General features: G+C 40.7%; 22 protein-coding genes. 10 read left to right on the top strand and 12 right to left on the bottom strand.

All coding sequences use genetic code 11. The annotated features are described in order from the left end of the window. Window positions 1-49: 49 nt before the first annotated feature. The 3 genes from IPI59_10195 to IPI59_10185 all read right to left on the bottom strand — a co-directional run bounded on the left by IPI59_10195 (window position 50) and on the right by IPI59_10185 (window position 3,046). Window positions 50-727 (bottom strand): phosphatidylserine decarboxylase family protein, encoded by a 678-nt coding sequence (locus IPI59_10195; GenBank protein ID MBK7527902.1) that lies wholly within the window; start codon window positions 725-727, stop codon window positions 50-52. 138 nt (window positions 728-865) lie between these two features. Continuing rightward, the gene (locus tag IPI59_10190; protein MBK7527901.1) at window positions 866-1,696 is read right to left on the bottom strand and encodes a phosphatidate cytidylyltransferase; all 831 of its coding nucleotides are present in this window, start codon (window positions 1,694-1,696) and stop codon (window positions 866-868) included. 12 nt (window positions 1,697-1,708) lie between these two features. Continuing rightward, the gene (locus IPI59_10185; protein ID MBK7527900.1) at window positions 1,709-3,046 is read right to left on the bottom strand and encodes a 2-oxo acid dehydrogenase subunit E2; all 1,338 of its coding nucleotides are present in this window, start codon (window positions 3,044-3,046) and stop codon (window positions 1,709-1,711) included. Between the two features lie 155 nt (window positions 3,047-3,201). Between IPI59_10185 and IPI59_10180 the strand changes: the two genes are divergently transcribed. Together IPI59_10180 and IPI59_10175 are read left to right on the top strand one after the other, a co-directional pair. Then, window positions 3,202-3,954 carry a class I SAM-dependent methyltransferase gene (locus tag IPI59_10180; protein MBK7527899.1) on the top strand — a complete coding sequence of 251 codons (753 nt, stop codon included), beginning with the start codon at window positions 3,202-3,204 and terminating at the stop codon, window positions 3,952-3,954. A gap of 61 nt (window positions 3,955-4,015) precedes the next feature. Next, the gene (locus tag IPI59_10175) at window positions 4,016-5,668 is read left to right on the top strand and encodes an ABC transporter substrate-binding protein (GenBank protein ID MBK7527898.1); all 1,653 of its coding nucleotides are present in this window, start codon (window positions 4,016-4,018) and stop codon (window positions 5,666-5,668) included. 33 nt (window positions 5,669-5,701) lie between these two features. Here IPI59_10175 and IPI59_10170 read toward each other — a convergent pair whose 3' ends face one another. The 6 genes from IPI59_10170 to IPI59_10145 all read right to left on the bottom strand — a co-directional run bounded on the left by IPI59_10170 (window position 5,702) and on the right by IPI59_10145 (window position 12,118). Continuing rightward, a complete protein-coding gene (locus IPI59_10170; GenBank protein MBK7527897.1) occupies window positions 5,702-6,610 on the bottom strand; it encodes a PD40 domain-containing protein in 909 nt (302 codons plus the stop codon). 186 nt (window positions 6,611-6,796) lie between these two features. After that, window positions 6,797-7,900, bottom strand: coding sequence for a 4-hydroxyphenylpyruvate dioxygenase (gene hppD, locus IPI59_10165; GenBank protein MBK7527896.1), 1,104 nt, complete (start codon window positions 7,898-7,900; stop codon window positions 6,797-6,799). Window positions 7,901-8,154: 254 nt separating this feature from the next. After that, the gene (locus IPI59_10160; GenBank protein MBK7527895.1) at window positions 8,155-9,321 is read right to left on the bottom strand and encodes a homogentisate 1,2-dioxygenase; all 1,167 of its coding nucleotides are present in this window, start codon (window positions 9,319-9,321) and stop codon (window positions 8,155-8,157) included. Window positions 9,322-9,394: 73 nt separating this feature from the next. After that, window positions 9,395-10,336: a hypothetical protein gene (locus tag IPI59_10155; GenBank protein MBK7527894.1), complete on the bottom strand. Its 942-nt coding sequence runs from the start codon at window positions 10,334-10,336 to the stop codon at window positions 9,395-9,397. Window positions 10,337-10,489: 153 nt separating this feature from the next. Next, window positions 10,490-11,371, bottom strand: coding sequence for a DUF3108 domain-containing protein (locus IPI59_10150; GenBank protein MBK7527893.1), 882 nt, complete (start codon window positions 11,369-11,371; stop codon window positions 10,490-10,492). A 144-nt stretch (window positions 11,372-11,515) separates the two neighbouring features. Further along, window positions 11,516-12,118 (bottom strand): tRNA-(ms[2]io[6]A)-hydroxylase, encoded by a 603-nt coding sequence (locus tag IPI59_10145; protein MBK7527892.1) that lies wholly within the window; start codon window positions 12,116-12,118, stop codon window positions 11,516-11,518. A gap of 151 nt (window positions 12,119-12,269) precedes the next feature. Between IPI59_10145 and IPI59_10140 the strand changes: the two genes are divergently transcribed. Continuing rightward, window positions 12,270-13,130, top strand: coding sequence for a UbiA family prenyltransferase (locus IPI59_10140; protein ID MBK7527891.1), 861 nt, complete (start codon window positions 12,270-12,272; stop codon window positions 13,128-13,130). A gap of 256 nt (window positions 13,131-13,386) precedes the next feature. Here the strand turns inward: IPI59_10140 and IPI59_10135 are convergent, their stop codons facing one another. Next, window positions 13,387-13,725 (bottom strand): helix-turn-helix transcriptional regulator, encoded by a 339-nt coding sequence (locus IPI59_10135; GenBank protein MBK7527890.1) that lies wholly within the window; start codon window positions 13,723-13,725, stop codon window positions 13,387-13,389. Between the two features lie 663 nt (window positions 13,726-14,388). Beyond that, entirely contained in the window at window positions 14,389-15,942 is a 1,554-nt protein-coding gene (locus IPI59_10130) for a hypothetical protein (protein MBK7527889.1), read from the bottom strand. Window positions 15,943-16,522: 580 nt separating this feature from the next. Between IPI59_10130 and IPI59_10125 the strand changes: the two genes are divergently transcribed. The 5 genes from IPI59_10125 (at window position 16,523) to IPI59_10105 (ending at window position 21,940) form a co-directional block, all read left to right on the top strand. Then, window positions 16,523-19,426, top strand: coding sequence for a hypothetical protein (locus tag IPI59_10125; GenBank protein ID MBK7527888.1), 2,904 nt, complete (start codon window positions 16,523-16,525; stop codon window positions 19,424-19,426). 132 nt (window positions 19,427-19,558) lie between these two features. Further along, window positions 19,559-20,011, top strand: a complete 453-nt coding sequence (locus tag IPI59_10120; GenBank protein MBK7527887.1) for a SprB repeat-containing protein — start codon at window positions 19,559-19,561, stop codon at window positions 20,009-20,011. Next, complete coding sequence (locus IPI59_10115) at window positions 20,011-20,136, top strand: SprB repeat-containing protein (protein ID MBK7527886.1); 126 nt, start codon at window positions 20,011-20,013, stop codon at window positions 20,134-20,136. Before IPI59_10120 ends, IPI59_10115 begins: the two co-directional genes overlap by 1 nt. Further along, a complete protein-coding gene (locus tag IPI59_10110) occupies window positions 20,112-20,462 on the top strand; it encodes a SprB repeat-containing protein (GenBank protein MBK7527885.1) in 351 nt (116 codons plus the stop codon). The genes IPI59_10115 and IPI59_10110 overlap by 25 nt, the downstream gene beginning before the upstream one ends. Further along, window positions 20,462-21,940 carry a SprB repeat-containing protein gene (locus IPI59_10105; GenBank protein MBK7527884.1) on the top strand — a complete coding sequence of 493 codons (1,479 nt, stop codon included), beginning with the start codon at window positions 20,462-20,464 and terminating at the stop codon, window positions 21,938-21,940. Before IPI59_10110 ends, IPI59_10105 begins: the two co-directional genes overlap by 1 nt. A 414-nt stretch (window positions 21,941-22,354) precedes the next feature. Here the strand turns inward: IPI59_10105 and IPI59_10100 are convergent, their stop codons facing one another. Beyond that, entirely contained in the window at window positions 22,355-22,705 is a 351-nt protein-coding gene (locus tag IPI59_10100; protein ID MBK7527883.1) for a hypothetical protein, read from the bottom strand. Between the two features lie 181 nt (window positions 22,706-22,886). On the opposite strand from IPI59_10100, the gene IPI59_10095 reads away from it, so the two are divergent. Further along, on the top strand, window positions 22,887-24,617 hold the full coding sequence (locus IPI59_10095) for a 1-acyl-sn-glycerol-3-phosphate acyltransferase (protein ID MBK7527882.1): 1,731 nt from the start codon (window positions 22,887-22,889) through the stop codon (window positions 24,615-24,617). 36 nt (window positions 24,618-24,653) lie between these two features. After that, window positions 24,654-25,844: an L-2-hydroxyglutarate oxidase gene (gene lhgO, locus IPI59_10090; GenBank protein MBK7527881.1), complete on the top strand. Its 1,191-nt coding sequence runs from the start codon at window positions 24,654-24,656 to the stop codon at window positions 25,842-25,844. Window positions 25,845-25,867: the final 23 nt, after the last annotated feature.

Here is a 25,867-nt window from a genome sequence, read left to right as displayed (position 1 = left end):
GCTTGGCTTTGGTTTGCAGCCAAATAATCATCTCCGGATTAATTACCGCTTACTTATGCAACTCGGCAATAACAGTTTTGCCCGACCGTACTTTTTGCTTTAATTGCACGTTAATCTTAGCGTTGATAGGCAAAAATATATCCACACGCGACCCAAATTTTATAAAACCCAACTCATCGCCTTGCGACACTTCCATACCTACGCTCAAATAATTTGAAATTTTACGCGCCAATTTGCCAGCTATTTGACGAATTAAAATAGATGAGTTTCCGTTTTCAATGACGCTGGTATATCGCTCATTTAAAATAGATGATTTAGGATGCCATGCTACTAAATAATTGCCCGGATGGTAGCGTGTGTATTTGACAACACCACTGATAGGCGTGCGATTTATATGTACATTAGCCGGCGACATAAAAATAGAAACTTGTATCCGGCGGTCTTTAAAATATTCTGGCTCATCTACTTCTTCAATTACTACAATTTTACCATCAGCGGGAGCTAAAATTTTGCCGTCGTCAAAAAAGTCAATAATTAAATTGTAATACCTGAAAAACGATACAACACCCAAAAACAACAACACACTAGATACAGCAAAAACTATAAAACCTAAACCATTGACACCTAAAAAATAAAATAAAAGGATGTTAAGGACAGCCAATAACAGAGCCGAAACCGCTATGATTTTATATCCCTCCTTGTGTATCCGAGCAATTTTAATACGCATAATTATACAATACAATAAAATAAAAAAAATTAGTTAATTTGTAAACCAGGCAAACCCCTACAGCGCAGGCAACAAAGGTTTTAAAGTACTAATTAACTAATTAATTTGAGCCGCAAAGATAGCCATTTTTTTGCGTAACTAAACGCCCCACAAATATAAAAACGCAAAAACAAAGGGCAAGACAAATAAAAGTGCATCAAAACGGTCAAGCACACCGCCATGTCCGGGCAATAAACTACCCGAATCTTTAACCCCTAAACTTCGTTTAAGCAAGGATTCAATGAGGTCGCCCCAAGTGCCACAAAGAACAGCTAAGGCAGCTATGCCTAACCAGGTTGTAAGTGAAAAAACCGGAAACAAAATGCTTAACAGCCATCCGACAAATAAGGTAAACAAGCCGCCACCAATGGTACCCTCCCAAGTTTTTTTAGGCGAAATCCGCTCAAACAATTTATGCCGTCCAAAAGCACGCCCACTTAAATAAGCGGCGGTATCATTTGACCAAACTAACAACATAATTCCTAAAATACGTGTTGGTTCAAAATGGCCGTCAAAATAGGCAATAACATTTACCAGTGCACAAGGCAGCGTAATATAGATAATTCCGGTAAGGTTTAACGATAATTTAACAAACGGACTAATGGCCTGCGCGTATAGTTCTTTAACAAAAAGTCCAAATATAATTGGCAAAATCCAGGCGATATGATGCCAGTCAATCATAGATAATGCCGTGCCAGTTAAAACAATATATATTATACTGCTTAACAGCGATAAAATTATCTTTTCTTCTAAGGGAAGTTTGTGTTTGTTGTACGGGTATTGGTCAACTAAACTTTGGTATTCCCAAATGGCTAAAAAATTAACCACCATCATTAACAAAATTAGACTGGTTTGGCTATAAAAAAGCCCCGACAGCATAACAATTAAGAAAAAAAATGCTGTAATTGCGCGCCTAACTATATCGTTCATAGTTAGTTTAGATTAGATTTCGCGCTTGGCATCAAAATTTTCTAAATACCAGGCGACCTTGCTTAAAAACGAACTACCTAAAGCGCCGTCAACAATACGGTGGTCGTAAGATAAAGACATCATCATCATGTGCCTGATTGCAATTACGTCTCCGTGTTCAGTTTCTAAAACGGCGGGCTTTTTCCGGATGCTGCCCGTCGCCAAAATAGCTACTTGTGGTTGGTTAATAATGGGCGTTCCCATCAAACTGCCAAAGCCACCTACGTTTGTAAGCGTAAAGGTTCCGCCTTGGATTTCTTCGGGTTTTAATTGGTTTTTTCGGGCGCGGTTGGCCAAATCATTTAAGTTTTTTGTCAGACCTAATAAATTCATACGGTCGGCTGCCTTAATTACCGGAACAATTAAATTGCCGGTTGGTAACGCTGCAGCCACTCCTATATTTATGTCTTTGCGCACAACAATATTATAGCCATCAACAGAAGAGTTAATGAGCGGATAGTCTTTAATGGCTTTTACACATGCCTCAATAAATACAGGTGTAAAGGTAATTTTTTCTCCTTCGCGCTTTTCAAATTTCGATTTTACGGCATTGCGCCAATTTACCAAATTTGTAACATCTACCTCTACAAACGAGGTTACGTGTGGCGCTACATGTTTAGACATTACCATGTGGTCGGCAATAAGGCGGCGCATTCTGTCCATTTCCTGTATTTCAACATTGCCACTAATATCAACCTTGGGTGGTGTTAGATTGGGGGCTGTTGATTTTGCGCTAACTGCCGGTGTGGTTGTAGTGGTTGCGCTTTGTTGTTGTACGGGCGCAGTACTGCGGTTTTCGATATAGGATAAAATATCTTTTTTTGTTACCCTGTTATCTTTGCCGGTTCCGGATAAATTATTGAGTTCGGCTATGGTTATATTTTCTTGTTTGGCTATATTGCGCACCAAAGGCGAATAAAACCTGTTTGCTTGTTGTTCCGCCCCCTCATTGTTATTACTATTAATTGGCAACTGTTGAGCTGGTACTACAGGTTGTTGTGCAGCGGCGACCTGGTTATTCGATTGGCCACTTCTGGAGGAAGTATTTTCCGTTGTTGTTGCGCCCGCGCTGCCCGATGAAATATAGGCAATAGGCTCGCCAACTTTTACTACTGCCCCTTCGGGATATAAAATTTTGGCAATTGTACCCGCCACAGGGCAAGGAACTTCAGAGTCCACCTTGTCGGTAGCTATTTCTAAAACGGCTTCTTCTTCGGCAACCATTTCGCCTTCTTTTTTCAGCCATTTTAGTATGGTGGCTTCCATAATACTTTCGCCCATTTTAGGCATTACCAACGGAGTTTCGGCCATAATATATATCGTTGTAATTTTAGTTTGATGCGTGCAAAGTTACACATTTTTTGTCAGGTAAAGCCTAATCCTTTATCCGGAATTTTTTTTCCTTGACCAATAAACTAACTTTGCGGCCTATACAGCAATTGCTTACGCTCTATTTCTCTTAAATTATGGCTCAAAACGACCGTTCATTAAACTTTGAATCCATATATATAGCTGCCCGAAGAGCCGAAGGGCGCATTTTTACCGATGATTTGGTTGCCCAACTTCCAAACCTACCCCCTAACCATAAATTAGCTAACGAATGGAAAACACGAAAGGCAACATTAAAAATTTTAGAAAAATGCCTTCCGCCCTCTAATAGTTTACCCCTTACCTCCAAACTATTAGATATTGGTTGCGGGAATGGATGGTTTACAAATTGGTTGGCAAACCGCTATCCGGATGCCCAAACTTACGGCCTCGAAATAAATCAAACTGAATTAGAGCAGGCAAAGCGCGTATTTAAGCATAGTTCAATTTTTTGGGACTCGACCGATATTTTTGACTCAAATCATTGGCAACCCAATTCCTTCGATTTCATTTTTTTAAATAGCGTAGCCCAATATTTTTCAAATTTTGAGGCGGTTTGCCTTCATTTGCGGCAACTGCTTACCAATAAAAGCGATGCCCGCATTTTTATTACCGATACGCCTTTTTACCCTTCAGACCAAGTAGAGGCGGCTCGCCAACGCTCTAAAACTTATTACACTAATCTGGGGTATCCGGAAATGGCTGATTATTATTTTCACAGGCAATTACCCCTTGATTTGAAGGGGCACCCACATCAATTTTTATATCGCCCAACATTTATAAATAATATGTGGAACAAAATCTTTGGGGGCGTAATGCCAGTTTTTCCGGTAATTGCCATTAAAAAATAGTTTATTTTTAATTACTCAACAAATACACATTAATTTCGCGATAATTTTGCGCTTTGATACCATGAAAAATTTATACTCTTTTTTGCGCGTTAAGCCCAGCGGTTTTTTTAGAAGATTGAGCTTTGTTGTTATACTGATTTTTTTAAGTGTTTCGTGCCAACAAAAAGCAAGTGAGGGGGGCAAAGTGTTTCGCTACAACCAGTCGGCGGGCATAACCTCGCTCGACCCGGCTTTTGCCAAAGACCAGGCCAATATATGGCCTATTAACCAAATTTATAACGGCTTGGTTCAGTTTGACGATGCTTTAAATTTGCAACCTTGTTTGGCAAAAACCTGGCAAATTAGTCCCGATGGATTAACCTATACCTTCCAGCTACGCACTGATGTTTTGTTTCATCCGGATGCTTGTTTTAACGACCCTAAGCTCCGGAAAATGACTGCTCACGATATTGTTTATAGTTTCGAGCGCTTAAACGACGAAAAAATAGCCTCGCCAGGGCGTTGGATTTTTAACAACCGAATAGCGGCGCAAAACCCTTTTGTTGCACCAAACGACAGCACTTTTGTTTTGCAGCTAAGCAAACCCTTTAGACCCATGCTTAGCCAATTAGCTATGCAATATTGCTCGGTTGTGTCGAAAATTGCCGCCACACATTATGGCACTGAATTTAGGGCGCACCCCGTAGGAACAGGGCCTTTTTTATTTGGCAAATGGGTAGAAAACGAGGCAGTTATTTTGCGCAAAAATCCGGATTATTTTGAACGCGATATACAAGGAAACAATTTGCCCTATATTGATGGTGTTCGGATTGAATTTGACAACAACAAACGCAGCGAGTATCTTAAATTTATAGAAGGACATTTTCATTTTTTATCCGGATTAGATGTGGCATGGAAAGACGAGTTATTAAACGCATCGGGAGAATTGAAAACGGAATTAACTTCAAAAATTCAACTTTTGCGCTCGCCCTACCTAAACTCCGAATATTTAGGGTTTAATACCGCCTCGCCTAAACCTGCTATTTTGGGCAATACTAAAATAAGGCAGGCTTTAGCCTACGCAATAGACCGCAAAACAATTATTGAAACCTTGCGCAACAATATAGGCACGCCCGCGCATAGCGGATTTGCCACCCCCGGACTTCCATCGTATAATGACAAAGCCGTAGTTGGTTATATTTTTAACCCCAGCAAAGCCCGGCAGTTATTGGCCGAAGCAGGTTACGCCGATGGTAAAAATTTGCCGCCTCTTACCCTCGACATTTCGCAAAACTCGGCTGAACTGGCAACCGCCCTTCAAAAACAATGGGCTAATATTGGTATAACCGTTAAAACCGAACTGCATCCGCCTGCCTTATTGCGTACCAAAATGGCAAAAGGTGAGTCATCATTTTTTCGTGGCTCGTGGATAGCCGACTACCCCGATGGGGAGAGTTTTCTATCAGTATTTTACGGAGAAAACCCACCCCCGCCCAACTACACACAATATAAAAATGCAAAATTTGACGACCTATACCAACAGGCATTGCTTGAAAACAACGACCAGCAACGCTATGCTTTGTACGCCGCAATGGAAAACGAAATTTTAAAAGATGCGCCCGTAATTCCCTTGTTTTACGACGAAGTATTGCGTTTTACCCAAACCAAAGTACAAGGTCTAGGCATCAATGCTTTCAATTTGCTTAATCTTAAGCAAGTAGAAATTGTTGATTAAGAAATTAATCGCCTTGTAAGGTTAAAACGGCAACTATTTTACGACTGTAACCGCCAAACGTTTTCCATCAGGCGAGGTAGCTATTCGGCTAAAATTAGTTATACCTACTTGCGTAAAATCGGCAATTAACTCCCATTTTAACAAGTTTTTATCGCGTTGTTTTTCGGCCTCGGTGGTATTGTGTAAATATAATTTTCCATCTTTTCCGGTTAGAATTTCATCGGGAGTGCGCCAGCAAAAATCCTCACTCCCTTCTAACATTGGAATTATGGTTTCAATGTCCCAATTGTCTAAGTTTAAACGTTTTAAAAACCATCCATTGGGTGTTTTATGTACAAAACTAAGCGCATTTTGTTGCGGTATGCGCTGTAAGCAACGGCCAATTTGACCTGTTATCAAATTGGTTAGTGTGTCGTTAAAATTGTAAGTATGTAATGATACTGGGTTGGTTACTAAGAACAAGGCAACAGCTTGGTTGGTTAGCCACTCGTAATAGCCTATCACTACAACTTTTGGTAAAAGAACTTGTGGGGGTTCAGTTTTATTATTTAATGGTAATTTTACCAAATGTTGAGTTATAGTATCTTCTTCAACACGCACAACGGTAAAATAGTCGTTGTTTGGCATTAACTTAGGCGAATACTCGGCTGTTGTGGGTGTATTTGTTAAGTTTTCGTGGGTATTATCTTTTACCGAGTAGCGATAAATATCGGTGTATTTACCTTTTTGGCCGCTATACATCAACGAGCCATCAGGCATAAAATAGGGTTGATTTTCGTAGCCTTTGCGGTTGGTAATATTTACAGGCGATTTTACCATCCAGCGGCCTTTTTTGTCGCGGTCAATCTCGGTCAGGTAAATATCGGCTTCGGGCATTGTTTGTGCACATAAGTCATAAAAAATGCTTGTTAGCCAAAAAATAAGCAACAAAATTATACGCATACGAAACAATCAAATAATAAAATAGACACGAAAAGTTAATGTGGGTGGTAAAATTGTACTTTTTAGATAAGCAAATAGAAAGAAACTGCTTAATAGGCAAAACCATATAAAATATCCGGAATAGCTATAAAAATCCGGAAATTAAAACTATGGCTTCAAATACAAACGAAAATTGTTGGGCAAATATTAATCCAATGTTCCTCTAAGTGATTGCTCATGCTCTATGGCCTCGAACAAGGCTTTAAAATTACCTTTTCCAAACGATTTTGCTCCTTTTCGCTGAATGATTTCAAAAAACACTGTTGGTCTGTCTTGCACGGGTTTAGTAAATAATTGCAATAAATAGCCTTCGTCATCGCGGTCAACCAAAATATTATTTTTGCGCAAGTCGGCAATATCTTCTTCAATCACTCCAATCCGTTCCATTAAATCGTCGTAATAATTGTCGGGGACGTATAAAAAGTCAACGCCTCTTTTGCGCAATTCGGTTACAGTATGTATAATATCGTTAGTTGCAACGGCAATATGTTGTACGCCTGCACTCCTGTAAAAATCTAAATACTCATCAATTTGCGATTTTTTACGACCTTTGGCGGGTTCATTTATTGGAAATTTTATATAACCATTTCCATTACTAACAACTTTGCTCATCAGTGCCGTGTATTCTGTCGAAATATCATTATCATCGAAGGTAATTAGCAATTTAAAGCCCATTACCTCTTCGTAAAACTGCACCCACTCGTTCATGTGGCCAAGTTCTACATTCCCTACACAGTGGTCAACATATTGAAGGCCAACGGGGGAAGCTGCTATTAAACTTTGTGCGGGTTTAAATCCGGGCATAAAAGCACCGTTATAGTTGGCTCTGTCCACAAAAATGTGAAGGGTTTCGCCGTAGGTATGGATACCCGAATAAGTTATCGAGCCAAATTCATCGGTTAAGGTAGTAGGCTCAAAAGCGGGCATAGCGCCGCGTTTAACTGTTTCGTTAAACGAGTATTCGGCATCGTTTACCCATAGCGCTATTACTTTTACGCCATCGCCATGGCGGCGCACATGTTCGGCTACTGGCGAGTCGGGGGTTAGTGCTGCTGTTAGTACTAATCTTATTTTGCCTTGTTTTAACACATACGAGCAGCGATCTTTAAGGCCTGTTTCAAGCCCGGCGTAGGCAATTAGCTCGTAGCCCCAGGCAGTTTGGTAGTAATAGGCAGCTTGTTTGGCATTGCCCACATACATTTCAACGTAATCGGTGCCGTTTAAGGGCAAAAAATCTTCGGAGTTTGGCATGGCTACCGCGGTAGCTTGTTGGTTATCGAGGTGGTGTTTATAGTATGGTTTCATTGTTTATATTTTTTATACGTTGTGAACAAAAAATTGAATTAATAGTTGTAAATTGCGGTATTGCGATTGAAAAAATTTTATAATTAAACAGAAGATGCCTTATAATTAGCTTGTTTTATCCGGATGAAAAAAACGATTCCGGATAAATAAACATCCGGATGAGCCGAATTGTTAATTATAGTGCTGCTGGCTTCAAACATTTATCCTGCATAATCTAACCAAGATTGATAATAGGTGGCGTCTTCAATAGCCAGGGCGGCTTCAGTAATTTGCAGGGGTTTAAAAGTATCGACCATTACAGCCAACTCGTGTGTTTCTTTAACACCAATACTTTTTTCGACTGTTGTAGGGTGTGGCCCATGCGGAATGCCGCCCGGATGGAGTGTTATTTGCCCGCGTTCAACGTTTTTGCGACTCATAAAATCGCCATCAACGTAGTACAATACTTCGTCGCTGTCAATATTACTATGGTGGTAAGGTGCTGGAATTGCCAGTGGGTGATAATCGTATAAACGGGGGCAAAACGAGCATACCACAAACCCACGCGATTCAAAATTTTGATGAACGGGCGGTGGTTGGTGTACGCGCCCTGTTATTGGCTCAAAATTATGAATAGAAAAGCCATAAGGGTAATGGCAACCATCCCAGCCTATTGCATCAAACGGGTGGAAGGCATATAAATAAGGGTACATCATGCCCTCTTTTTTAATAAACAGTTCAAAATCGCCTTTTTGGTCAAAGGTAACCAAGTTTTGCGGTGTTTTAATATCGCGCTCGCAAAATGGGCTATGTTCTAAAAGTTGGCCAAACTCGTTGCAATACCGTTTAGGGTAACGAACTGGGCTAAACGATTCGACAATAAAGAGTCGGTTTTGGGTGCCGCTAAACTCAATTTGATAGATACAACCGCGCGGAATTACCAAGTAGTCGCCATATTCAAATTCAATTTCACCGTACAGCGATAATAATTTTCCGCTTCCTTCATGAACAAATAAGATTTCGTCTGCATCGGCATTTTTAAAAAAATATCCGGAAGTGCCCTGCGTAGGTGCAGCTAAACTTAAATGGCAGTCGTTATTTACTAAAACGGGTGTACGGCTTTTTAAATAATCAGCTTGGGGGGCAATTTCAAAGCCTTTTAAACTGCGGTGTAATAATTGTTTATGGTGTGCAATTTTTGGTGCTGCCGAGTAAGGGTCGGCTATTTGCCTTATTACGGTGGGTGGGTGGCAATGGTAAATCAGCGAATAAACATCGCTAAATCCTTCGGTCGAGAAAAGCTCTTCGGCATATAGTGCACCGTTGGGTTTCCTAAACTGAATATGTCGTTTTGGTGGCACTTGCCCTCGACTAATATAGTGTGGCATTTATAATTTATTATATTTATTTATATGTGAAATTAATTATTAACGAACAAAGAAAGCAAAGACAATTTTATTACTAATCAAAATGAGCGTATTCATCGGTCATCATAATAGCTTGCTGTACTTTTTGAAAATCGGGTTGGATTAAAAAATCGGGTAGTAGCTGGTAAGTCTCTGACGAGTTGGGTTTTCGGGCTAAAAGGGTTTCGTAAGCCCAAGTAATGAGCCCTTCTGAGATTTCGGGCGAGGCTGCAATAATATTAATATACCCTTCTTTTGAGTTGGCAACTTTACCCCAAAGTGTAGAGGTTTGGTTGGCTTCAATCATTGGAAAAGCAGCGTTGAACTCTTCGTCAGTTGGAAAACGATAAAACAAATTATCAAAGGTTGCCCTAATATAGTTAAATGTATTCATGTTTATTTCGTCAAAAATAGCATTAAAGGCCAGCCTGCGCATGGCTTCGGTTATGGTAATTTGCCCATTGTAATACTGGTTATCAATTTTTAAGACATCTTTTAATTTTGTAATTTCTTTTTTTACAGCCATATATTCGGCAGATGTTGAGTCGCCCTCTAATTTCATTATATATAAGGAAAATTCTAATGGGCCAATGCGCTCGTTAATTTCGTCATCGCTGGCGCCTTCAATTAACCTCGATTTCATGAGGGCATAAAGCCATTTATGATAGGTGCGTTTATACGAGCTATCTCCTACCCGAAAGCTAGTATCTGTTTGTAATTTCCGGATAAGGCTTATGCGAACGGCTGCATTTAATTTTGCTGCTCGCAATGTTTCAGTTTCGGCTGCCAGTTCTTCATCTGTAGCCTCTCGCCCTAATAAATCAATAAATAGTTTGTTGATGTAGTTATGAATTAAAAGGGTGGGCGTTTCATCGTAAAACGGTGGGTTATTATTCTCAATTACAACGAGTTCGTGTTCATGGCACGAGGAAATGCCTGTTATTAAAAAGGCAAACAGTAGGGCTAAACCGCAAAGCGAGATGCTTTTAGTGCGCATTGTCAAAAGCGAGTTTATATTGTTAGAGCTGATTTAGCCGCTAATTTAGGGTATTTTTCCGGATTTTTGCACTAAAACCCATCTATCCGGAATAAAAAAAAGTGGCTACCGCGTTGGCAACCACTATCTTTCCGTTTTAGGCTAACAAATTTTTTATTTTATTTTTGAAGTCAGCGGGTATTTAAGTCCGCTAAAATCGGTTAAGTATGCTTTGCCCCAACCAACTTTTAGGGGCGACTCTATATAAACAGGGAGGCGGTTCTCGTCATCAGTTACATATATAGTCATGCTTTCTGTATCGTCAAAAACATCGCCTTTAATTAAAGTGGGTGTATATTTTACGCATCTGAAAGTACCTACATCCGTTTTTATTTTACTTTTGCCAATATAGGTCAGGGCTATGGGGTATATTTGATTATCTAAAATTAAATCAACCTGAATTTCTTCTCCGGGGCCTAACGAGTTTTGGTCGGCGGTGCGCATATAATACAAGGCCGAAAGTAGGTCTTGGGTACAATTTGGTATGCTCATCCATTTGTTTTTAGCTTGAACTACCCCTTTGCGTATTTGGTGGTCAATTAAAACTTGTTGGTTGTCGTGGTAAAAAGTTAATTGATTTTTAAGCGTATAATCGCCCTCTTTAATATCGCGTATAAATTTAAGGGGTCTAATATTGTAGGGGTCTATATAGCTTTCGTAGCGGTCGTTTACATGAAAAAACCAATTAAACGCAGATGCCGTTTTGCCTTTACAAACCATGTGAAACACGTTTTGGCCGCCAAGTTCGGCATCATTAACTTTAAAGGTTACATTTCCGGCAGTCATCCAAACGGCTGTCCAGTTATAATAAACTTTATATTTTAGATATTCGCCTGTTTGAAAAGCAGGCTCGCCCAATTTACAGCCCCCGCCATACGACTCGGTGGCCGTCATATTAGGTTGGTAGCCAATTCCATTTGCCGCCCTAACTTGCATTAAAAATTGTAAGCAGGTAAAAAGCAGCGCAAAACTAAAAAACCGAAATAAGTGTTTCATATATTAATACTTGTATTTTTCTTGAGAAATTAAAATTCAATATTATGGATATAGTAAATTGACTGTAAGTTGTAATAAGCGTTTAATTTGGGTAAATTTTACTTCAAAAAACAAGAAACCAGAAAGGGCATCAATTAAAAAGCGTTAATGCATTCTGTCGCCGCGGGGTGTTAGTTGTAAAAGAATTTGTTTTTCGTGCGCCAACCATTCAAGCCAACGTTCGCGCACGCGCTCGGGTGGCAGGTAGGTGCGGGCAAGGTCTAAGAACAGGGTATAATGTGCGGCCTCGGCTACCATCAATTGGTAGTAAAACGTTTGCAAATCGGCATCATTAATGCCTTGCCAAAGCAGTTTAAACCGTTCGCAGCTACGCGCTTCAATTAAGCCGCACATCAGCAATTTATCCAACATTTGTTCATCGCGCGGTACGCCTTTCCTAATAAATTTAAGCAGTTCGTTTACATATTCGTCTTTGCGCTGCCGGCCTAATTTAAGGTTGCGTTTTTCGAGTTCTTTTAACACCATTCTAAAATGTCCCCACTCTTCGGTAACAATGGGGGCCAAAGCTTTTACCAATGCTGTGTGGTCGGGGTATTGCTGAATTAATGAAATACAAGACGATGCCGCTTTTTGTTCGCAATAGGCGTGGTCGGTTAAAATATCTTCGATGCTTTTTTCGGCTAAGTTTACCCAACGTGGGTCGGTAGGCAGTTGAAGTCTTAAAATAGTATTTGGTACTGATTTCATGGTTGATGACAGGATGAGTGGCAAAAAAGTATATTTTAGGCAAGCAGGTACAAAGTTAAAGCTATTTCGTATTTGGGGGTACCGTGCTTTTTATCCGGATAAATTATTTTGTGAATTACCCCTATCTTTGGGGCAAAATACGGATTGTTAAATGATAAAAAATTACTTATCGTTAGTTAAATTCAGCCATACTATTTTTGCTTTGCCCTTTGCTATTTTGGGCTTTTTTACGGCAATTAAATATTATGGTTATGCTTTTGAGCCTTTAAAATTAGCCTTGGTTTTAGGTTGTATGGTTTTTGCGCGCAGTGCTGCAATGGCGTTTAACCGTTACGCCGACCGCCATATTGATGCAAAAAACCCCCGCACAATTATTCGCGAAATTCCATCCGGAATTATTAGTGCAAATGCAGCCCTGTTTTTTGTTATTCTTAATTGCTTGTTATTTGTTATTTGTACTTTTTTTATCAATCGCTTGTGTTTCTACTTATCGCCGATTGCTTTATTGGTTGTACTTGGTTACAGTTACACAAAGCGTTTTACCGCCCTTTGCCACTTGGTTTTGGGCTTAGGTTTGGCTTTGGCGCCTATTGGGGCATTTATAGCTGTATCTGAACGTTTTGAGGTGCTACCTGTGTTGTATAGTTTTGCCGTTTTATTGTGGGTAAGCGGCTTCGATATTATTTATGCGCTGCAAGACGAGCAATTTGATAAGGCGATGCGGTTATATTCTTTTCCGGCAGCAATTGGCAAACGCAAAGCATTACTGTTATCGGGCGGATTACACTTATTTTGTGCTATTTTTATTCTAACCGCCGGATGGTACGCCAAATTTATACTGTGGTATTGGGTGGGGGCGGCTGTGTTTTTGGGTTTGTTGTTTTACCAGCATACTTTAGTAAAACCTAACGATTTAAGCAAGGTAAATATTGCTTTTTTTACTACCAATGGTGTTGCCAGTATTGTTTTTTCGGCTTTTGCCTTGATTGAGTTGTTTTGGTTCAACAAATAGCAAATTTTAGTTTAATTTAAGTAAAACGAGATGCTATTGTTGAGGGTTGATGTGCCTTGAAATAAATTATATCCGGATTAATTTGTTTGTTCGTTTGTTAAAATGTTTCTCCGGAGTAAAAATAAATTATTTCTATTCAAAGAAAAAAAATATTCCACCTTTGGGGTTAAAAAAACCCAAATAAAAGGAAACTTATTACTACGTCAGTTCCTTTAGGATATTGGCTGAATTAATTAAAAGCCAAAGTCAAAAATGCTTATTTTCCGAGCATTTTTTCTTCACTTTCAGTAAACATTACGGCAAACTTCGAATTAAACTCTAAAATAGTATCGTTTAGTTCTTTTATTCGGTCATAATTAACTGAATAGTGTATAAATTTTCCTTCTCGCTTAGCTTCTACCAAATTAGCGCTGCGCATAATACGTAAATGCTGCGAGGTGATAGATTGTTCTAGTTTTAGAGAGTTGTAAATTTTGTTTACGTTGATTACCTTTTTTTCGTCGATAAATCGCAAAATAGATAAACGTAATGGGTGCGCTATTGCTCTTAGCGCTTCGGAGGCACTATCTAAGTGCTTTTTGTTTAACGAAGCCATATAAGACAAGTATTAAAAGAAGAGAAAAATTTGATCGAACAAACTAATCTGCATTTAAATAGGCAAAAATTAGTGCAATAGTTAAAGTGTAAAGGTATGTAAATGTTTAATAGGATGTTCTATAATTTAAACATTTTTTTTATTTTAATGCAAAAACTTAATTGATAAATCAAATTTGTAAGTGCTATAATTTAATACCACAATAATTATACCGTTTTTTACTTAAATACAATATTCTAACTGTATTATTTTAGTAATAAGTAATTTACAAAAAAAATTATTTAGTATTTTTATATAAAAACATGTTCGCTAATAACAATAAAAGACTACTTATTATAATATAAATACTAAGCCATAAATCACCCGAAATAAAACATAACAATAAGGTTAAAATTAACCATGGTTTTACTAAGTTAGTCTCCTTTTTTTGTGCTGTTGGATTGCTACGGGAGGGTCTAAATTTTAAACGATATCTTAATCGTTCGGTATCGGTATAATTAGTTGTGTAATGCTGCGTCTGTTTATTATAGCGGTTTTGATAATTAAATTTCCGGGTTCGGGGCAATCGAAAAAAAACCATTAGACTAATATTGGTATTAATATTTATAAAGCACGATAGGTCAACTGTGCAACATAATAAAATAAATAAAAGCTAATAATATTTTAAAAAGGCAATTGCTTACCGGTTACCCAACATTCGACCAAAGTTGTGTAGTCAGACAATTTGCCAACGTCGTAAAATTCGGAGTAGTCAAACGACCTAGCGCCTTTCATGTCTAAGCGGTAAACGGTACCCGGCGGCAGTGGCGAGGCATGTATTAAATATTGCCCCCGCCCGTCATTATATAAAAAACCTACATGGTAACTAAACCCTATTACATACAGCCCTTTTCCTCGCTTGGCAACAAATGTTTCAACTTCAGAGGGGGTAGTAAAATGGGTGAGGTATTGTGGGCTACATATTGCCTGAGCAATTTCGAGTGCACTTTTTTGTGCTAATTTTATTCTATTAACTTTTAAACCAGCCTCCATAAACATAGTTGCCACAAAATAACTGCAAGCTATTGAACCGCTTCGCGGCGAGGTTGTCAATCCTTCTTTATCAAATGGCACACCATACCAAAAATGGACAATTTCTTCGGCAATTACATTCTCTAAATAGCCCCAAGCCTCTTTTAAAATCTGTTCTTGTTGTTGGGGCTTATCAACTGCCTTTTTATAAGCATTTTCAAAGCGTTTCCGGTTTTCATATACTTCTTCAATTGTAATTTGATAGGCTTCGTCGGCACTTAACGACTGTTTTTCAACTATGTTTCCTTCGCCTGTATTTTCTCCTTGGTATTTGCGATAAAGCGGCACTAATGGGCCATTTAAATATACGCCATTATTATCAACCGTAGTTGTTGCAGACTGATGCTTTTTAGCCATCTCTTTAAGCTCCGGAATTTGCTCCCACCAAGGTAATTTAGTATTGTATTTTGAGACAAATTTATTTTTGTAAAACAATTTTCTATCAATAATTTGCACATCGGGCAAGTATTGTTCCCAATTAACCGGAAAATCCGGCAAAAAATCACTCGAATCCGATTTGTCTTCAATTTCACGTTCAATGATGGCAATAGAATCGTTATTTGTTGTTGAACCTGCGTTGGGTAAAAAAGAGCTCGTCAAACTTATATTATTTGCTAAATCATAAGCATAATTTTTCTGCTCAGCAGCAGGGTTTGAAATAGCTGGTATATCTTTATCAACAATAGCGGGCGTTATACTTGTTGGACTTAGCGGGTTTAAATTGTATAGGTCAACTTTGTTGTTTGCTGTTGCGGCTGTTAGAATTGGAATATATTTTGTTTGCTCACTTAAAATGAGGTAATTAACAAACAAAGAATGATCCTTGCTGTTGGTGCAAGTACTGCGCAATGCCTTCCGGATAAAAATAGCCTCATAATTTGCATCCGGATATTTTAGCGTGTCGGCATAAGTAATAGTATCATGCACCCATGTAAATTCTATGTCTGCAGCTAATCTTGTGTTGACCAGTGAATCTATTCTGTTATTAAAATTGAATGCCTTAATACTAACAGAACTTGTAATCAATAGTACATGCAAACATAGTATTATTGCGGGTGTAAAATAGCCAATTAATTTCCGGTCAACTACAATCATATATTTTAAAACGCCAATAACCGTTCGTTTGTTTACAAAGCCAAATTGCATAAATTTTTTTCAAATAAATTGAGTAAAACTTAAGTTCAATAATCACTTCTAATTCTATGGGCAAAATTACATAATTTATTACGAAGTTGTTTAAAAATTAGTTTCTTGAACTAATTTGAAACTATGTACTATTAAAGTAATTGCGAACCTAAGTCGTCAATATATCTGTTTTACATTTTTGCAGCTTGTTTTATCTCAATAGTTTTTTAGTATCGAAGTTGCTTAAAGCGGCCACTCCTTTTAATGCTTAAACAACTTCTACAAATAAAAGCAAAAAACACTACTGTTAGTAAAGCAAGGTTTTTAAATTAATTGCTTAGCATAATTTGTTTATACTTCACATGTCTAATACAATATATACACAGCAAATTCTTTCCTATTCAAACTGAACAAATCCTCGTGTAATCATGCTTTTTTTAAAACGGATTAAAATCCCAATTTGGCATGAAAATTGCCCTACAGGTAAAAAAGTTTTTGTTTTGCAAATTTTATTTTTATGATTAATATAAACTTTATGAACACTTATTTTAGGATGCGTTTCCGCCATCCTCATTTAAAACACCTATTGATGCTTATAGTTATGACTTTATTGTCAAATTACATGTATGCACAGGTGAGCGGTACAGTGTTCCGCGATTTTAATGCCAATGGGATAAAAGACAATGGTGCTTCGTATAACGAGATATTTATAGAAGGAGTTACCGTAAAGGCCTATGACGCATCGGGGGCAGAAGTAGGAAGCACAACAACTGACCAAGACGGTGCCTACTCATTTACCGGGCTAACGTTACCGCTTCGGATAGAATTCATCCCATTTTTAGAGGAAGACTATGCCGCACCAAATGGGAGCGGATCTAAAACTAGTGTTCAGTTTTATGCTGCTGCAACAACAACAGCCAATTTTGGGATAAATTACCGCGGGCAATACACACCCAATAGTAATCCAAAAGTGTACGTCCCACAACATGTGTCAGGTAATCCACTTGGCGGCGGAGATGCTGGTAATGCTGTAGGACTTTGGTCGTACCCATACAATCATTCAACGTCTAATAGCCCGCCGTCCGGACAAAACACCGAAGAACTGTCTTCAATAGGAGCAACATGGGGTTTAGCTTATAGCAGGCAAGCTCAAAAAATATTTACTGCTGCTTTTATTAAACGGCACTCCGGATTGGGTCCTTTAGGCACAGGAGGTATCTATATGCTTACAGATAATGGTTCTTCTTATACCACAACTAACTTTTATGACTTGGATGCCAATGGCTATAGAACCAGAGCCGATGCCTCGGCAATTGCTTATGGTGCAGGTTCTTCGTACACTGTTACCGGAGGTAAAGTTGTTACATTTAATGGCCCAATTGACCCTGTTTCAGGCGATAAGGAGGGATTGGGTGTTGTCGGCAGTAATTCAGCCGATCGTTTATTACCAGCCAATATGAATGCAGACAGCTATGACCCCGCTGCTTTTGACCAAGTAGGCAAAGTAGGCTTGGGCGATTTGGAAATTAGCGATGATGGAAAATTCCTTTTTGTCATCAATTTATATAGCCGCAAACTAATGCGCTTAGAGTTGGACGATGCCTATACTCCAACAAGTGTAGTGGCGGTTACAGAATACGCTCTACCTGCAGTTACTGTTACTAATGGTGTATTGCGTCCTTTTGGGGTTGGATTTTATAGAAACAAAGTCTATGTTGGCGCAGTAAGTACAGGAGAAAATGGTGGTGTTAATAATGTAAATGGCACTACAGACTTGTATGCTTATGTGTTTGAAGTCAATACGCCAACGGCTACACCCACCTTTAATAGCACTCCAATTATTAGTTTTCCTCTAAATTATTTAAGAGGGTATATCGTACAGCCTAAGGATACGCCAACAAATAACAGATGGAAGCCATGGACAAACGACTCCGATGATATAATCCAGGCCAATGATTCAGGTGAATTTTTTTGGTCTAGCCCAATTTTCAGTAATATAGAATTTACAGAGAGAGGTGATATGGTATTAGATTTTATGGACAGAGGAGGACACCAACATGGATACAAAAATTATACTTACCTTGACAATAGCGTTACTAACAAAGTTAGCCAATATGATGTTGGGGGCGAAGTGCTTGTTGCAGGCTATAATCAAACAACAGGTGTTTTTACCTTAGAGTCAAACGGTAGCTACAATTCGAATAGTAAGACTTACACCGGTCAGTCAAACAACGAAGGCCCAGGCGGAGGAGAGTTCTTTCATAAGGATCTTGCACCAGACGACTATCACCACGAAACCAGCCAAGGTGCGGCAGCAATTGTACCTGGGACTACAAACGGTATATTTACCCTAATGGACCCAACAGCCCCATTTTCCGGAGGTACTGCCCATTTTTCTACGACCAACGGAGCTACAAGCGAAGGAGTGTACTTATACGGCGATGATGATGGCTATCTCTCTAAGGCGAACGGCTTAGGCGATATTGAAGTATTGGAACAAGCACAGCCTACCGAAATAGGCAATCGTGTTTGGGAAGATACTGACGGCGACGGCATACAAGATGCGGGTGAATCCCCAATTGCAGGCGTCACCGTGCAACTATTACAAAACACAACAGTAATAGCTACGGCTACCACCGACAACAACGGAAATTATTATTTCTCGAATGCTGCTGGCTCTAACACAGCATCGGCAATCTATGGTATCACAGCATTACAGCCCAACACTGCCTATACAGTTCGTATTCCTAATGTACAAGGTGGAAGCAAACAAGCAGTACTTGGTATAAACATCTTAACGCTGGCCAATATAGGTGGCCCGGGGCAACCCAATGTGCGCGACAGTGACGGGTTGTTAGTAGGTGATAATGCCGATGCAGCTGTGTTAACCTCCGATCTTCCAGCCGAGGGCGCTAATAACCATACGTTTGACTTTGGATTTTGGCCCAAACCTTGTAATCTAGTTGCGAGCGCCGATGGCACACCTGTCTCTTGCCATGGCGGCAATAATGGCACCGCAACAGCCACACCTACGGGCAATAGCGACCCTGTGAGCTATTTATGGAGCAACGGCGCAACCACCCAAACTATTAGTGGTTTATCGGCTGGCACTTATACCGTTACTATTACCGAAACACCAACTTGTACGGCAACCGCTAGCTACACCGTTACTGAACCCCCTGTAATGGATGTAACTTGCAGCAGCACCGATGTAACCACCAACGGTGGCAGCGATGGCACAGCCAGCGTAACAGCCAGCGGCGGCACACCACCCTACACCTATTTGTGGAACACCGGCGCAACAACTTCGAGCATTAGCGGCTTAGTAGCGGGTACATACAGCGTAACCGTTACCGATGCCAGGGTTGTACTGCCGAGTGCAGCACCACCGTTAACGAGCCAGGTTGTAACCTTAGTGCAAGTGCTGATGGTACACCTGTATCTTGCAATGATGGCAGCGATGGTACCGCAACAGCCACACCTACAGGCAATAACGGTGCGGTAACTTATTTATGGAGCAACGGCGCAACCACCCAAACTATTAGCGGTTTATCGGCTGGCACTTATACCGTAACGATAACAGATGCTGTTAATTGTACGGCAATAGCCAGCTACACCGTTACCGAACCCCCCTGTAATGGATGTAACTTGCAGCAGCACCGATGTAACCACCAACGGCGGCAGCGATGGCACAGCCAGCGTAACAGCCAGCGGCGGCACACCACCCTACACCTATTTGTGGAACACCGGCGCAACAACTTCGAGCATTAGCGGCTTAGTAGCGGGTACATACAGCGTAACCGTTACCGATGCCAAGGGTTGTACTGCCGAGTGCAGCACCACCGTTAACGAGCCAGGTTGTAACCTTAGTGCAAGTGCTGATGGTACACCTGTATCTTGCAATGACGGCAGCGATGGCACCGCAACAGCTACACCTACAGGCAATAACGGTGCGGTAACTTATTTATGGAGCAACGGCGCAACCACCCAAACTATTAGCGGTTTATCGGCTGGCACTTATACCGTAACGATAACAGATGCTGTTAATTGTACGGCAATAGCCAGCTACACCGTTACCGAACCCCTGTAATGGATGTAACTTGCAGCAGCACCGATGTAACCACTAACGGCGGCAGCGATGGCACAGCCAGCGTAACAGCCAGCGGCGGCACACCACCCTACACCTATTTGTGGAACACCGGCGCAACAACTTGAGCATTAGCGGCTTAGTAGCGGGTACATACAGCGTAACCGTTACCGATGCTGGCGGTTGTACTGCCGAGTGCAGCACCACCGTTAACGAACCAGGTTGTAACCTTAGTGCTACTGCTGATGGTACACCTGTATCTTGCAATGACGGCAGCGATGGCACCGCAACAGCTACACCTACAGGCAATAACGGTGCGGTAACTTATTTATGGAGCAACGGCGCAACCACCCAAACTATTAGCGGTTTATCGGCTGGCACTTATACCGTAACGATAACAGATGCTGTTAATTGTACGGCAATAGCCAGCTACACCGTTACCGAACCCCTGTAATGGATGTAACTTGCAGCAGCACCGATGTAACCACCAACGGCGGCAGCGATGGCACAGCCAGCGTAACAGCCAGCGGCGGCACACCACCCTACACCTATTTGTGGAACACCGGCGCAACAACTTCGAGCATTAGCGGCTTAGTAGCGGGTACATACAGCCTAACCGTTACCGATGCTTGGGGTTGTACTGCCGAGTGCAGCACCACCGTTAACGAGCCAGGTTGTAACCTTAGTGCAAGTGCTGATGGTACACCTGTATCTTGCAATGATGGCAGCGATGGTACCGCAACAGCCACACCTACAGGCAATAACGGTGCGGTAACTTATTTATGGAGCAACGGCGCAACCACCCAAAGCATTAGCGGTTTATCGGCTGGCACTTATACCGTAACGATAACAGATGCTGTTAATTGTACGGCAATAGCCAGCTACACCGTTACCGAACCCCCTGTAATGGATGTAACTTGCAGCAGCACCGATGTAACCACCAACGGCGGCAGCGATGGCACAGCCAGCGTAACAGCCAGCGGCGGCACACCACCCTACACCTATTTGTGGAACACCGGCGCAACAACTTCGAGCATTAGCGGCTTAACCGCCGGCACTTATACCGTAACCGTTACCGATGCCAAGGGTTGTACTGCCGAGTGCAGCACCACCGTTAACGAACCAGGTTGTAACCTTAGTGCTACTGCTGATGGTACTCCTGTGTCTTGCCATGACGGCAGCGATGGTACCGCAACAGCCACACCTACAGGCAATAACGGTGCGGTAACTTATTTATGGAGCAACGGCGCAACCACCCAAACTATTAGCGGTTTATCGGCTGGTACTTATACGGTTACCATTACCGATGCCGTTAATTGTACGGCAACAGCCAGCTACACCGTTACCGAACCCCCTGTTATGAATGTAACCTGCACCAGCACCGATGCAACCACCAACGGTGGCAGCGATGGCACAGCCAGCGTAACAGCCAGCGGCGGTACACCACCCTACACCTATTTGTGGAACACAGGCGCAACAACTTCGAGCATTAGTGGCTTAACCGCTGGCACTTATACCGTAACCGTAACCGATGCCAAGGGTTGTACTGCCGAGTGCAGCACCACCGTTAACGAGCCAGATTGCACACTTTTCGATGCTGGCAAAACAGGCGAAACCTGTAACGATGCAAGTACAAACAGCGATGCCACCGACGATTATATCACCTTTAGCTTAAATCCTACGGGTAGTGGTTTAGCTGCAACCTATACTGTTTCGGCAAGTGGAGGTTTTACTATTAGTCCAACATCCGGAACTTACGGCAGTGCAACGGCTTTCCAATTAAGCGCAGGCTCGGCAAATGGCAGTTTAATTACCATCACGGTTACCGATGACAACAGTGCTAATTGTAGCATAACCACAACGGTAATACAAGAGCCCTGCTCTAATTGCCCGCCTGTTAAATGTACCCCAGTTTCTATTACTAAGAATTAAACTGTAACTGCTAATTTAGGCAGCCATTTATCTTGGCATAAATTTTAGTAAATTCTCGAAATCACCACCCCACTTTTTGGATAAAATTTAAAAAATCCGGAAAATTGGGGTGGTATTTTTTTAGGCTTAGAAATAAATGGATGAGGTAAGGCAAATTTCAAATAAATTGCTGAACGAGGTCACTATTCATTCGTTTGAGCCTTTCTATTTAATGATTTATTCAGAAAAAAGCGCTTTAAATACTCGCAATATTTCGGCTAAAACTGAAGCGACCTAACAGCGCGAAAACAACTATGACCAATATTTTTGCGCTTAAGATTTATTCGTCCCGGATATTTGCTGCGAAGCAAAGGAGTTAGCACCTTACATAAAAAGCGTAAATCATAATATAGACAATCATACTAATTGGGTGTCCTATACATTTATGATTTTACGCAACAAGGCCCCCGTAACAGCCGCCATGCTGCCAACTGTGGCAACCAAAGTGCTTGCCGTTGTAATAAGCCACATACGGTTTGGTATTTGTAAAATTTGTGCTACTTTTTGGCTTAAAAGACTGGCATTCATAGAGTCAAAAAGCATACTTAGGCCAAACCACACCAAAAAAATACCCGAAAATGAAGCAGCCGATACTTTAGAAATTGATAATTTTGACCAAAAGCCAATAATGCCCACAAAGGGAGCAAACCACCACCAAGCTAAAAACCATCCGGATAAAAAGGTGCAAACGGCTACTAAAATAGTAACTAACAAAACACGTTTCATTGAGTTAAAATCGTTTCAGCGTATAAAAAAAATTTAAACAAGGTCTAAAAGTACAACATTTGCCGTATTTATAGCGTCATTTTTTTAATTATTGCTTTTTGCCCAATAAAAAACCATTTAAAATTGGCACGACTACTAAATATTAGTTACTTTCGCCCCCTAAATTAATCACAATTTAGGTATGTCGTTATCGCACGAGCAGAATAGATTAGGTATTTACGATAAAATTATACCGAACTTAACCGATTGGCCAATTAGCAAACTAAGCCAAAACCGGCAATCTTTTATTGATGCCCATATTGAGCAAAGTAAAGCACAAATTTTAACGGGTTTAAAGCATCCGGATGAGTTAAAAAAAGTGTTGGCCAAAGCCCTTTACTTAGAGCGCATAAGAATTAAAGAAGACCCTTGGCGCGTTGACCCCTCTGACGAAAAATCTTTTTGGAATAATATTACCCGGAAATTGATAAAAATATCGCAGCTAAAGCCCGGAGAACCCGAAACCGAACTTGACGACGAAGCTTTTGAAGAAATAATAAGCCGTTATAGCCACGAAATTGCAGGTCATTTTAGCCCACGTGCCTATAAATTTAGTACTTGGATTTTGCCTTTTTTGTTCTCACAATTTTTAAATAAAGCCTCAATATGGAAAATTGGTAGCCCTCGCCTACACCTGCGCGACCGCATTGAGTTTACAGGTAATATTGAACTTGTGCGAGAGTTAAGCACAAAAGGTACGGTAGTGCTTACACCTACCCATTTTAGCAATTTAGACTCGCCGCTTATTGGTTGGGTGATACATGTCTTGGGGCTTCCGGCATTTTTGTATGGTGCCGGACTAAATTTGTTCAACAGCAAACCTTTTGCCTTTTTTATGAGCCGCTTGGGAGCTTATAAAGTTGACAGGCGAAAAAGAAACCTGCTGTATCTTGAGACGCTTAAAACCTATAGCCGGATGACCCTGCGCGAAGGCTGCCATAGTTTGTTTTTTCCCGGAGGTACGCGCTCGCGGTCGGGACAAATAGAAAAACAACTTAAGCTGGGTTTATTAGGCACCGCTTTAGAAGCACAACGCCTGAATTATACTAGCCCGCCACCAAATATAACAGGAAACCCGCGCAAATACGGCGATAAAATATTTATTGTTCCGCTTATAATTAACTACCATGCCGTTTTAGAGGCTGTTTCGTTAATAGACCAGCATTTAAAAGGTAGTGGACGCGAAAAATATTTTATGGATAAAAACGTTTTTCCGAGTTGGTACCAAGCCCTTAAATCAATGAATAGATATTTTGCCGCCAAATCAGAAATGATAATATCTTTTGGCCAGCCAATGGACGTACTTGGAAATATTGTTGATGCTAATGGCACCAGTTTAGACCGGCAAGGAAACCCCATCGCCATTGAACGCTATTTTATGACCAACGACCAATTAGTAAACGACCGCCAACGAGATGAAGAATATACCCGCATGTTGGGCGAGCATATTTTAGCCCAATTTTACAAATATAATACAGTTTTATCGAGCCATTTAGTGGCTTTTACCGCCTATCAAATATTAACACGCAAATATCATTGGTTAGATACTTACGGCTTAGTTCGACTTCCGGAGGAAGATCGCGAAATTGATTATCAACAATTTATTGAAACATGCTCGCGCCTACGCACCGTTTTACAAGGTATGCAAAGCGATGGTAAAATTCAAATGGCCGACACCCTGCACGGAGATATTGAACGCATTGTAAAACATGGCATTTTAAATGTTGGGGTTTACCACAATAACCGTCCGTTAACTACCACCACACAAGGCAATATTACCAGCCAAGATATGACCTTGTTGCTCTACTACCACAACCGACTTTTAGGCTATGAATTAGAAAAAAACGAAACTATTTTTAGTCAAACCACCTAACAAAGACTGTTAACCATTAGTATTTAGTATTTATTATTGTTCGATTTAGCCATTATTGGAGGGGGCATCATTGGTTTAGCTACTGCCTACCTTGCCCAACAACAATACCCATGTTGGAAAATTGCCATTTTTGACAAAGAACCCAAGGTAGCCCAACATCAAACAGCCCGAAACAGCGGTGTTATACACTCGGGCATTTATTACCCATCCGGAAGTTTAAAGGCTCAAAATTGTTTGCACGGCTACCAACTTTTATTGCCGTTTTGTCGTCAGTACGAAATACCACACCGTATTTGCGGAAAAATTATTGTAGCTACTAAACCTACACAATTAGGACAACTGCAAACTCTTTACCAAAGAGGGGTTGATAATGGCCTAAAGGGCATTAAAATGCTAACTCAAGCCCAAATATTACAATACGAACCTCATTGTGCCGGATTAGCGGGTATTCACGTGCCACAAACAGGCGTTGTTAGTTTTTCGGAAGTTTGTGCCAAACTTGCAACTATTATTCAAGAAAAAAATGGCAATATCCATTTGAGTGCCGAGGTTAAATTACTGCGCGAAAACGCCTATAATAACTGTATTGAGTTGGTTACCCCAAGTAAAACTTACCAAGCCAAAAGATTTGTAAACTGTGCCGGACTTTATTCCGATACCCTGGCAGCTACGCTAAATCTAAACTTACCCCTGCGAATTATTCCTTTCAGAGGCGAATATTACCATTTGAAACCTAACAAAACAGCATTAATAAACAACCTCATTTACCCTGTTCCCGACCCGGAGTTTCCATTTTTGGGGGTTCACCTAACCAAACATATTGACGGCAGCGTGAGTGCCGGCCCCAGTGCAGTGTGGGCGCTTGGCCGCGAAGCATACCATTGGAGGCATTTAAACTTAAACGAAACTATAAATACTATTACCTGGCCCGGATTTAGGCGTATAGTAAAACAACATTGGCGCATGGGGCTAACCGAAATGTACCGCTCGTTGTACAAAACAGCTTTTACCAAGGCCATTCAACAATTAGTACCTAACCTGCAAACCGCCGACTTACTGCCTGCCCCATCGGGTATTAGGGCGCAAGCCTGCGATGCTAAAGGTAATCTTTTAAGCGATTTTTGTTTACTGCCACACCGCTTAGGTATTCATGTTTTAAATGCACCTTCGCCAGCAGCTACCTCTTGTTTAAGTATTGCCCAAACCATATTAAAAAACCTAAATTAATGCTTGCTACTAAAAATAGTTTG

Source organism: Sphingobacteriales bacterium (assembly GCA_016706405.1).
Classification (GTDB): Bacteria; Bacteroidota; Bacteroidia; order Chitinophagales; family UBA2359; genus BJ6.
The sequence above is the reverse complement of the archived record's forward strand: the minus strand, read 5'-3'. Positions and strand labels throughout refer to the sequence as shown.